The organism is Paenibacillus xylanilyticus (genome assembly GCF_013359935.1).
GTDB classification, from domain to species: Bacteria; Bacillota; Bacilli; order Paenibacillales; family Paenibacillaceae; genus Paenibacillus; species Paenibacillus xylanilyticus.
Window position 1 is genome coordinate 1 of sequence record NZ_JABMCB010000109.1, and the last position, 11,156, is coordinate 11,156.

General features: G+C 45.9%; 12 protein-coding genes and 1 pseudogene. 12 read left to right on the forward strand and 1 reads right to left on the reverse strand.

Going from position 1 to position 11,156, the window contains the following annotated elements; genetic code table 11:
* Positions 1-102 precede the first annotated feature (102 nt).
* The 6 genes from HP552_RS35535 (at position 103) to HP552_RS01100 (ending at position 5,841) form a co-directional block, all read left to right on the forward strand.
* Complete coding sequence (locus HP552_RS35535; RefSeq protein WP_246310707.1) at positions 103-690, forward strand: CBO0543 family protein; 588 nt, start codon at positions 103-105, stop codon at positions 688-690.
* An 87-nt stretch (positions 691-777) separates the two neighbouring features.
* A complete protein-coding gene (locus HP552_RS01080) occupies positions 778-984 on the forward strand; it encodes a DUF1657 domain-containing protein (protein WP_023556419.1) in 207 nt (68 codons plus the stop codon).
* An 85-nt stretch (positions 985-1,069) separates the two neighbouring features.
* Positions 1,070-2,587: a phospholipase D-like domain-containing protein gene (locus HP552_RS01085; RefSeq protein ID WP_175393898.1), complete on the forward strand. Its 1,518-nt coding sequence runs from the start codon at positions 1,070-1,072 to the stop codon at positions 2,585-2,587.
* Positions 2,588-2,746: 159 nt separating this feature from the next.
* Positions 2,747-3,061: a YunC family protein gene (locus HP552_RS01090; protein ID WP_023559069.1), complete on the forward strand. Its 315-nt coding sequence runs from the start codon at positions 2,747-2,749 to the stop codon at positions 3,059-3,061.
* 37 nt (positions 3,062-3,098) lie between these two features.
* A complete protein-coding gene (gene dpsA / locus HP552_RS01095) occupies positions 3,099-4,025 on the forward strand; it encodes a dipicolinate synthase subunit DpsA (protein WP_054943629.1) in 927 nt (308 codons plus the stop codon).
* A gap of 325 nt (positions 4,026-4,350) precedes the next feature.
* Positions 4,351-5,841: a PAS domain S-box protein gene (locus HP552_RS01100; protein WP_246310708.1), complete on the forward strand. Its 1,491-nt coding sequence runs from the start codon at positions 4,351-4,353 to the stop codon at positions 5,839-5,841.
* 97 nt (positions 5,842-5,938) lie between these two features.
* Here HP552_RS01100 and tnpA read toward each other — a convergent pair whose 3' ends face one another.
* Entirely contained in the window at positions 5,939-6,412 is a 474-nt protein-coding gene (tnpA, locus tag HP552_RS01105) for an IS200/IS605 family transposase (RefSeq protein ID WP_138227108.1), read from the reverse strand.
* A gap of 169 nt (positions 6,413-6,581) precedes the next feature.
* On the opposite strand from tnpA, the gene HP552_RS34790 reads away from it, so the two are divergent.
* The 6 genes and pseudogenes from HP552_RS34790 to HP552_RS01135 all read left to right on the forward strand — a co-directional run bounded on the left by HP552_RS34790 (position 6,582) and on the right by HP552_RS01135 (position 10,664).
* Positions 6,582-7,283 (forward strand): ATP-binding protein, encoded by a 702-nt coding sequence (locus tag HP552_RS34790; RefSeq protein ID WP_246310709.1) that lies wholly within the window; start codon positions 6,582-6,584, stop codon positions 7,281-7,283.
* A 197-nt stretch (positions 7,284-7,480) separates the two neighbouring features.
* Complete coding sequence (locus HP552_RS01115) at positions 7,481-8,485, forward strand: ATP-binding protein (protein ID WP_246310710.1); 1,005 nt, start codon at positions 7,481-7,483, stop codon at positions 8,483-8,485.
* 199 nt (positions 8,486-8,684) lie between these two features.
* Positions 8,685-9,122, forward strand: coding sequence for an Hsp20/alpha crystallin family protein (locus HP552_RS01120; protein ID WP_054943631.1), 438 nt, complete (start codon positions 8,685-8,687; stop codon positions 9,120-9,122).
* Positions 9,123-9,227: 105 nt separating this feature from the next.
* Positions 9,228-9,575 carry a hypothetical protein gene (locus HP552_RS01125; RefSeq protein ID WP_023559073.1) on the forward strand — a complete coding sequence of 116 codons (348 nt, stop codon included), beginning with the start codon at positions 9,228-9,230 and terminating at the stop codon, positions 9,573-9,575.
* Positions 9,576-9,709: 134 nt separating this feature from the next.
* Positions 9,710-10,042: pseudogene (locus HP552_RS01130) on the forward strand (hypothetical protein); the annotation flags it as partial.
* A 364-nt stretch (positions 10,043-10,406) separates the two neighbouring features.
* Entirely contained in the window at positions 10,407-10,664 is a 258-nt protein-coding gene (locus HP552_RS01135) for a hypothetical protein (RefSeq protein ID WP_023559076.1), read from the forward strand.
* Positions 10,665-11,156: the final 492 nt, after the last annotated feature.

Sequence of the window (11,156 nt, forward strand, 5' to 3'; positions counted from 1 at the left end):
GTCGGCGTATTTGTAACGTCGAATATACTGTATGGAAACTCGCGTATATAAAACAGGCACATATCGGATGAAAAATGATCGGTAAGCGGATAACGGAAAGGGGTGGCATATCAGTGGACGAAAATCAGATTCATCATGCAAATCGAACAAGCCTATCAATTGATTGTTGAAGCACACCGCAACATGACTGACATTTGGCGCACTCACGTACTGTTTACGTGGCAATGGTGGTTTGGAGTAGGTTTATCGATATGCCCCTGGCTATTTTGGATCGGATTTCGGGATAAGAGAGCTACGGGACAGTTTCTCCTATCCGGGTTTACAATGATTATCGTGTCATCGTGGCTGGACCAGCTTGGGATTGCCATGGGACTCTGGCATTATCACTGGGAGGTCATACCGATCATGCCGGCCAATTTTCCTTGGAATTTTTCACTTCTTCCCGTCACGGTGATGTTCTTACTCCAGTACAAGTCTGGCATACATCCGTTGTTCAAAGCTCTCCTATTTGGGGGATTTTCCGCTTTTGTGGCCGAGCCGGTCTCACAAATGGCCGATTTATACCACCCCGTTCACTGGAAACATACCTATTCTTTTCCTATCTATGTTGGGCTGTATTTGCTGGCTTCAAACATTGCCAAGAAGGGCATAGATTGCGGTAAGTCTTTTCAGGAAGACTCTAACTCCTGACAATAGCAAATCACCAAATTTTACCATAATTAATTTTCTGACGGGTTGACATATTACATAAGGATGCCATTTCAGGAGGTGATCAACATGACGGTAGCTTCTCAAGTGAAAACAGCTGTAGCTTCATTAAAAAGCGCGCAGGCCAGCTTTGAACAGTTTGCGTTAAATACACAAAACCAGCAGGCCAAAACCACGTTCACAAATGCAGCGCAACAGACACAAAACATCATTGACCAGGTCACTCCACGGATACAACAAATTGAACAGGAAGAACCGCAGTATAAAGGGTTCTAAAAAAGGCCATGCCGATCTTTTCTCGGCATGGCTGCCCCTTTATCTTTATTCCCTCGTAGACGACAGGATTGGGAGGCTGATTTTCTTGGCATGGATAGCAGGATTATGGCTAGTAAATACGGCACTATTGATCATCATTGCGGTTCGGGAGGTGCGCCGCCCCGCCAAAGCGTTGACTTGGATATCAGTCGGACTAGTATTACCGATTATCGGATTCGTTTGTTACCTGTTCGTCACGAATCCTGTGAAAATGCGGAGGGACAAGCTCGTTTCTTCGCACAATAGCCCGATATCATTACCCCCAGAATATGGTCACTCCGCATTTGTTATCGCTCGGGCTTTGCAACCTTTGTCTGTCAGTGGCCTTCGAACCGGTTCCGTCCAAATCCTCACGAACGGGATAGAAACCTACGGAAAACTCCTTCAATCAATTCAGGCCGCACAAAAGTCAATCGATCTGGAATATTACATATACCGGAATGACCATATCGGTAAACGTATCACAGATGTGCTGATTGACCGGGCTTTATCCGGTGTGAACATTCGTTTTATTAGGGATGGCTGGGGAAGCCGGTCGTTTCCCAAATATGCGGTTCGCCGGATGATGGAAGCAGGCATTGAATGCAGGACCATCTTTCCCTTGCGAATCCCCTGGGTACTATCCAACTTGACATACCGGGATCATTGCAAGATCGTCATCGTCGACGGAAAGGAAGCCTTCATGGGAGGAATCAACGTTGGGGACGAGTATACTGGAATGAAGCCGGATGTCGGTTTTTGGCGCGACACTCATATGCGGTTAACCGGCGAAACAGCGGATGATGTGAAAGCCGTTTTTGAGGCTCACTGGAAAATGGCGTCACCGGACATGCTCCATTCAACGAGAAAGGCAAAATTTATCCCTGAATCGGCCCAACTTTCAGACGATAAAGCCATTCATCCATTTCTATCCGGCAAAACAGAACGATCCGGATACGGATGGGAATGGGGATCGGAGCTGGGAACGATGGAAGGCACCCTCATGGGAAAAGCTTCCCCGTCCAAGGATTCGCATAACGTCTATATACAGATATTCGAAGGCAATCCCGGGCTGCCTACTCCGGTCATTCGGGAAATGCATTTCATCTGCCTGACGCAGGCGACCCGAACCATCGACGTGACCAACCCTTATTTTATACCCGATGCGGATATCATGATGGCCATCAAAACAGCCGCGGCGCGTGGCGTTCGAGTGCGATTACTGGTGCCGCGCCAAGTGATTCCTAAAGTTGCAGGAGCTGCAAGCCGTACGTATTATGGCGAACTCGTGGAAGCAGGGATCGATGTGTTTCAGTACAACAAAGGGGTATTGCACGCGAAAGTCATGATTATCGATGGCGAGATTGCCGAAGTGGGTTCGTCCAACTACGATCTCCGTAGTTACCGTTTAAACTACGAAGTGTGTGCAGTGATGTATCATTCCGATGTGGCCCGGGAGCTTACGGAACAATTCGAACGGGATCTCGCCGAGGCTACTCCATATCGTTTGGAAGATCATATGCATCGTACTTCTTCCGAGCGCATGCTTGATCAAGCGGCGCGTTTGTTGTCTCCTTTGTTATAAATCTCAAAAGTTACATGGAATTGAATCGAAGTCCAGTTTCCACTGGCGAAAGGGGAGAAGGCTTCCAACGAAGACAAGTAATATCGGATTTGGGCTACCGTCTATGGTGCAAATATCACGCCCGGCATATAGTGTAGAAAAAAAGGAGCTGCATCATAGATGATTATGATGAAACCGATTGAAGTGGAAGGTCATCAGGTTATAAGTATCGAGGTCGCCCTGCCCAAAACAACACTTCTTGCCATCACAACCGATCACGGATATATCATGTGCGGCGCGCTGGATATCCGTTTGTTAAATGAGAAATTAAACGATCGCCGCATTGTCGCAGGACGCGCAACCGGGGTGCGAACCATAGAGCAATTGCTGGATGCCCCACTCGATATGGTTACTACAGAGGCGGAATTACGCGGAATTCGCCCTGGAATGAAAGGAGCAGATGCGCTTTTAAAGATGGTAAGCGGGGGCAGGTAATTGTTGAGTCCATTCTTAAGGAAAGTAGGGGGATTTTTTGTTAACGGGTCTGCATATTGTCTTCCTTGGAGGCGATGCCCGGCATCTTGAAATCATTCGGTCATTCACTGACCTGGATGCAAATGTTGCGGTAATCGGTTTTGAAGATTTGCACGAACAACTTCATGAAGTCCATTATTCCAAGCTTACGAAGGAGGTTCTTCGCAAAGCGGACATATTGATATTACCGGTTGTCGGTACAGACGACCATGGCAGAGTAGAATCTTCATTTTCAGCTGAAACGCTATTGCTGAACAAGGAATATATGTCTTCCTTGCCGAAACACGCAAAAGTCTATACTGGCATAGCCAAGTCCTACTTGAAGAACCTTTGCGCGGAACTGGGGATCGATCTGATTGAATTATTCAGCAGGGACGATGTTGCCATCTTCAATTCCATTCCCACTGCGGAAGGCGCCTTAATGATGGCCATTCAACATACGGACATTACCATACATGGTTCGCGTTGTATGGTGCTGGGCTTGGGGAGAATCGGTCTTACGTTAGCCGGTATGCTTCACCGCCTGGGGGCACGCGTCAAAGCGGGTGTGCAGAAACCGGAGGAGTTTGCACGTGCCTGGGAGATGGGGATTGAGCCGTTTAATACGAAAGATTTGTACGATGAAGGCGTAAATGTGGATATTATTTTTAACACAGTTCCGGCGCATATTCTTAGTTCTCGTGTTTTAACCCGTATTCCGCATCACGCTATCATTATTGATTTGGCTTCCAAACCTGGTGGGACTGATTTTCGTTTTGCCGAAAAACGTGGAATCAAGGCCTTGTTGGCACCAAGTTTACCGGGATTGGTCGCGCCAAGAACGGCTGGACGTATATTGGCGAGTACGTTATGTCAATTGATCCAGGACGAACGGAGTCGAAACCGAGAGCAAATGGACATACTTTCCTGTCCTTCCGGGATATGAGATCGTGAACACTGAATAACGAATCAATTGAAGGTGTGATTACTTGTGTATACTTGATCATAGAGGCTGGCAACTTTGCCGGCCTCCGTCTTATTTTCGTAAGAATTCGGATGATGAAGTGCGTGGTGAAGCGGCTCTTTCGCAGATCACAAGTCGGTTCCGTTTCCATGGCTAGCGTTCGGGGACTCCAAGTTAAGTTGGTCTCGGAATCTTGTTCCAACTGTTACAAATGACCTATATAATAGAGTACATACATAGGTTCTTAACAGAAGAACGTTACGTATGCAACTATACGCTTATTACACAGTCGGAGGTTACTTGCACAATGGATATTTCAGATTTGCTTTCGCATCCTGTCGCCCACCACGCATTTCATTATACACTTGTCGGAAAAGCTATGGTTCGGCTCGGCGGGGAAGTGGAAATGGTCAATCGCTCGCTATGCAACATGCTGGGCTATACAGAACAAGAACTGCTGCGAATGAGAATACATGATATCATTTATACGGAAGACGTTCCATTATATAACGGATCCATCAATGACTTGTTAGGCGGTAATTCCGATTATGTCGAAATGGAAAATCGTTATATTTGTCTTGACGGCAGACACAAATGGGGAACGACAACCCTATCGATCATCGAAGTGGAGGAATATCCGGAAAGGATATTCTTGATCCAGATTCAGGAGATCACGTATCGCAAAAGGCTTGTTGAATTGAACGAGGAATACGCGGATAAATTCAGAATGCTTGCTGACAATCATTCCGATCTTGTTTACGACGTCATGTTGGATGGAAGTATCAGCTATGTGAACCGCGCCTGCACGAAATTATTGGGCTATGACTTATACGAATTGGAAAGAACACTTGGAGACATCATTTGGAAAAGTCTGGAGCACGTGACGGAAACGTATACCAATGCCCCGTTTGAAATGGAAACTTCAATTGAAGCGAAAGACGGCCAAATATTAAAATTCAGCGTATTGCATATCCCGAATTTCATTCAGAATGAACTCGTAGGGCTGCATTGCATCGCAAGGGATATTACCCTGCAATCCAGTATGGAAAAGGCCCTGAAGCACAGCGAGAAAAAGTATCGTTTGTTAGCGGACCACACGGGGGAAATGATTGCTACACTGAATATCAATGGCATTATCTACTACATATCGCCGGCGTGCAAACCATTGCTGGGTTATGATGCGACGGAATTGATAGGAAGACCTGTCTGGGAACTGTTCTATCCTCCCGATATAGAAAAATTGGACAACTCGCAAGAGTGGATGAATGAAGACGGTTATGTCAACATTTTGCGATTACGTCGAAGAGACGGCTCCTTTGTTTGGGTGGAGGTCGTAAGCAACACGCTACGGTACGATTCGGGCAATGTTCGTGAAATAGTTAAGGTTTTTCGAGATATCACGAGCCGAAAGACGCTGGAAGACGTCCTGGCTACTCAAGAACGTGTCATGAGTGGTATTGTCGAAATGATGGATGTCGGCGTTGTGATTTGTGATGAAAATGGGATATTGACAAGCATGAATAGAGCCGCAAGACAATTGCACGAATTCGTACAGATACCTCTTTCTCCCGAACACTGGAGTTCTACATACGGATTGTATGAATCGGATGGAAAAACGCTGTTGAGCAAGGAACGCGTCCCGCTTTATCGGGCGTATCGGGGCGAAAGTTTCCGCGATCTGGAAATGGTCGTTAAAAAGTCGAATGGCGAGCATCGCCTCGTTCTCTGTCATGGGAAGCCGATCATTGTTCACAATCAGGACCACCCGTCCAACGGGTGGTTTGCTCTTGGGGTATAACCCCTTGTTGCCAAACTGCGCCTAAAGACGCTAGCCTGACCACAAATCCGTTCAGGCTCAATGTTTTTGTCACTTTCACTTACCAGTTAAACTGGTCTTACTTCTTTTTGCTCCGGTTACTGCTAAATGGATCTTCATATTCTTTTACACTCAGCTTGTCTACTGCTTGATCATGTGCTTCTTGCTCACGAATATACTTTCTTACGGTCGCTTCATTTAGACCCACTGTACTCACATAGTACCCTTCTGCCCAAAACTTCCGATTCCCGTATTTATACTTCAACTGGGCATGTTTTTCGAATATCATTAGCGAACTTTTTCCCTTTAAATATCCCATGAACGTTGAGACTGCAATTTTTGGTGGAATGGCCACCAACATGTGGACATGATCGGGCATCATGTGACCTTCTATAATTTCTACTCCTTTGTATTTACACAAACGTTTGAAGATTTCGATTAAATCTCTTCTGACTTGATTATAGATTTCTTTCCGTCTATACTTCGGGGTGAACACAATATGGTATTTGCACATCCACTTTGTGTGAGCTAGACTGTAGCTCTTGGTTGCCATGAATGACCATTCCTTTCTTTTTGAGCCTGAACATCTCAATTGTATTGGAATGGTCATGGTGGTCAAACCTTCAATCCCTCCACCCGCATAGCGGGTGGTTTTTTGTTTCGCGCGTTTCACGCACTCAACTGGCTAAAGCCATAATAAAATTGTGGGCGGCATTTGTGTCATGCACGATATTACCGAATTTGATGCAGCCAAGCAATCTGCTCATCAGGCAGACAAATTATCCATAGCGGGTCAAATGGCCGCGGGAATTGCGCATGAAATTCGAAACCCGCTTACCGCGCTGAAAGGATTTCTGCAATTGTTAAGCGCCGGCAACGAAAATGGAAGTAAGTACTACGATATTATGAAGGATGAATTAACTCGTATCGAACTTATTCTAAATGAACTGCTGGCCTTAGCCAAACCGCAAGAGATGAACATGACGCGGCATGATCTTTCCGAGCTGATTCAGGATATCGTCGTGCTGCTTCAGGCGCAGGCCACTTTACATAATGTTGAAATTCACTTTCATCCAACCAAGGAATCCGTGCAGATCCGGTGCGATGGAAATAAAATCAAACAGTTATTTATTAATTTGATTAAGAATGCCATTGAAGCGATGCCTGAAGGGGGAACTGTTTGGATCGAACAAATGCGATGCGATGAATGGGTTAAAGTAAGCATAAGGGATAACGGGGTTGGAATTCCGCAAGAATTGTTGCAAAAGATCGGACAACCCTTTTTTACGCAGAAAGAGACAGGAACGGGTCTCGGGCTATCCATTTGTTATCAGATTGCAGAGTATCACAATGCGAATATTGAGGTTGCAAGCGAGGTTGGTGAAGGTACAACTTTCACCGTATCGTTTCCCGTCGCTCTGTAACAACGAATTTAATAACTTCTTTGAAAGTGGGTTTAATTTTATTCATAACCCATCCACTTCGTGACGAGAAATTCGCTCGCTTGTTTACTGCAGTTTGCACATGATAAGTGGCCGGGAAGGGAGTTAATGGAGGAAGCAAATGGAGGACGTTAATAGAGATGAAGCAAATCGTAGAGTTCCTTATGAATTCCGATCAAATGGATATTGGACTGGCTGTCGTTGATTCAGAAGCCAGAATTTTATGGTTAAATTCAACCATGAACACATGGTACTCAGTAACCCCCGAAGAAGAATTCCCTGCACACTCGGCAATACAAGCGATCGTGGGGCAAGTATTGCAGGATAAAAAGAATTACCCGGGAGTACTCGTACAAGAGAAGTTAGATGGCAAAGTGCGATCCATGATCGCCTATGTATACCCTCAGTTAAAAGGGGAATGTTTTGTTCTAATGGCCGATATCCAAGATTTTCAACAGTACGTGCAAATTCAATGTGAGAAAGAAAGAAGGGAAACGATTGGGCATATGGCGGCGGGCACAGCCAATATCATTTTAAATCCTTTAGCGGTAATCAAAGGGACGCTTCAACTTCTGGAAAAAAGTTCGAAGGATCATGTTTCCGTTTTGCAATTTGCGGCATCTCCGCCTCATCAGAAAATGACAGGATACTTTAAGCTGCTCGATGAGCAAATTCAGACGATCGACAAAGCGTTGCAGCGGTTTTTGCTCTTTGGAAAGCCTTCCGAATTGAAATTTGTTCCTGTTTCCGTCATTTCGTTCATGCAGGAATGGGTTCCCGGTATACAAATCCAAGCACTAGACAAAAAAGTGCGTTTCGCTTTGGAATATCCGGAGCGAAACGGCTTTGTGTTAGGAGACCCCAAGCTGCTGCGAGCGGCGCTGCAAGAAATCATTGACAACGCATTAGATGCAAGTCCCCCAGGTTCTGTCTTAACGCTCCGAATAAACATTACGGATAATCATATCCACATCATTGTTCGCGATCAAGGAGCAGGAATTCCAAAAGATCTGCAGTCCCGAATCATCCTACCGTTTATTACAAGTAAACCGGACGCTATCGGATTTGGGCTTAGTTTCAGTCATGCTATGATCGCAAAAATGGGGGGCTCTTTGAATTTCGAAAGCTCGGAGGTCGGCACAAATGTTATCGTTCAATTACCGACATTTACGGGAACAACTTAAAATTGTCGGTAACATTGCTGTAAATGCCAATGGCTACACAACAAACCCTCAAAAAATTTTTTCGGGGGCTGCTATTGCCGGGAGTTTCTGACCAAAGGCATATTCCAATTCAACTATGCAGGGTAGCAAAGAATAATATTTTCCGAAGAGTACAAAATAAAGCTGAAAAAAAAGATAATGTGACAATGGAGGAACTTACATGCCGCTCATTCCTTGGGATTCGTTTCGCAATACCGATCTATGGAGAAGGGATTTGGAAAAAATTTTTAACGAAGGTTTTCCTGAAATAGGCGCGCGTCTGGGATTTGCTACCCCTCGTATTGATGTATTTGAGACTGAACATGAAGTGATTGCTTCTTGTGAAATCCCTGGTTTGGATAAAAAAGAAGACCTTCATATCGATGTGGATGAAAACATGCTTACAATTAGTGGGACCATAAAGCAAGCGAATGAAGTGAAGCAGGAACAAATACATCGCAAAGAACGGTTTGTCGGACGGTTCCAACGGTCGGTGTCTTTGCCATCACGCGTTCAAACGGAAGGAACGACAGCCACGTACCGCAACGGTGTCCTTGAAGTTCGCATGCCGAAATTAAAAGCCGATACCCAACGGCAAATTGATGTGCAGTTTCATTAAAATGAATTGTGAGATCACAATATAGGCGTTACATGAAAAATGGGCGCTTGCACATAATAAGCTTTGGGGGATGAAGTCCTACCATATTGAAGGAGGTCAAAAATCGTGTATCAACAAAACCTTTCACAGCAAGCAAGCCAATGCGCGCAGATTATTCAACAGTTGATCCAGCAAACCCAGCAATCGAGCAACATGTATCAACAAATGTTGCAACAGGAGCAGCAAAACGCCGCCCAACTGGATCAGCTGGCCCAGAAAGAACGTCAAGCGGTTCAAACCATTCAATCTGTTCTGCAAGGACATCAAACTGCCATACAGCAGATGCAGCAGGCGATGCAAATTTGTTCTCAGCTTCAACAAACAGCGCAACAACAAGCCGGCGTGCAGAATGCGGGCTGGCCAATGGCTCAGAGCTGGCAGAATCAGAATTTGCAGCCACGGCAGTATCAATAGAACAGCAAGTGAAAAAACGATCGCTTTAAAAAGAAGGCGGTCGTTTTTTCACTTGACGATGCGTATACCCCAAAACCATTCAGCCGATTTTCTTTGCAAATAAGTCCCAAATGCCGCGCAAAAGGTTCAGCAACATGCCGAACGAGACTTGCACCCCTGCCTTGCCTAGCGCCTTCAGCCTCCCGAGCCAACCAGCGCGCCTTGGCTTGGGAGGCGACCTGACAAGCAAGCTGCGCAAGATTTGGGAGGGATACAGGCATGGCAACTGCAAAATTTCGCGAGGAGCAGTAATCGTGATCAGCGTATGCAAGGTTTGCGGGGCTGAAGAGCGGGAGGATACGAAGGCGGCAGCGGAAGGCAGTGTATCCGACACCATTCTTCATTTAGTCCCGATCACCAGTTTTGGAAACTCTCTGGTTCATGGTGCGCTTCAGGAGCTGCAGCAGGATGGATGGATCGGCATCATCATCTGTGGTATGTTCGGCGAATTATGATTTTAAGAAGCAATCGCCTCAATTACAAGGTGTGCGAAGTTTTGTACAGCGCCGGCGTAGCGCGGGAACTCACGGAGCAATCTGCTTGCCTCGCTGTTATAGCTCGCGGGTTAACGCACCAGGTATGGTATGAATTTCTTACAAGACATTTCATAGAGGAGCATCCTACAGAACAGATTTATGACGATTTGTGTAAAGAACTAGGAGTAACGCTCACCTGTAATGCCTGGAGACGTTTCGAGAGCTGCATACCGCATTCGAGCTCGCTTACCGTGCGCAGGGCTTGAAGCCGCAGCGCCACGGCCTGCCGCTGCATACAGCTAAGGAGTGGAACGCAATGCTGGCCGCAGCCGGGTTTATGAACCCGCGGCGCCGCCAAAACGTCCGCATCGAACGGTACCCGACGGTGCGCGATTTTCTCCATGCGATAAAAGCGATCGGCGCCAGCGCCTCGGTAGCCTCCCCTTCCGGCCGAATCGGCCTACGCCGCCTTTTTCACGACATGTTCCAGCACTACGAGACGCGATACGGCGACTCTAATGGCATCCTTGCGACATATGAGCTGCTGTTGCTGCATGGTTTCGCTCCGAAATAAAGTATCACCGAGGGAGAGGATGAAGAACAGGAAACCGTCTACGGAACGTTAGCGTATATTATGTTGAAATTGGCAGTAATGACGAAGCGAATAATCATAAACAGCTAAATCCTTAGAGTAAGAAAAATAACAGGGACAACGAGGGCTTAGTACAAAAATTTACATATGCATCTCTCGTCTGGAAAAGTTTAAATTCTGCATGTTTAGTTCTGGAGAGACAAATAGACTACCAGAACAACCAATCGTGGCAGCCTATTTGCTCTAAGTGCAAGGAGGGGACTGTACCCCACCATTAGTATATATACCGAGGAGGTTGTTTAAGTACAATTATCGAGTCGGAACGAGGTCCGATTTAAACATTTGATTTCTAGACGTATTTGTGGTAATTTTAGAAAAGTGAATTCACGGTTTACACAGGGACGGTGTGTAACCAATAAAAACTCAATTAGAACAAGGAGTATTGGGGAATTACACAGTATGCGTTCTTCAATA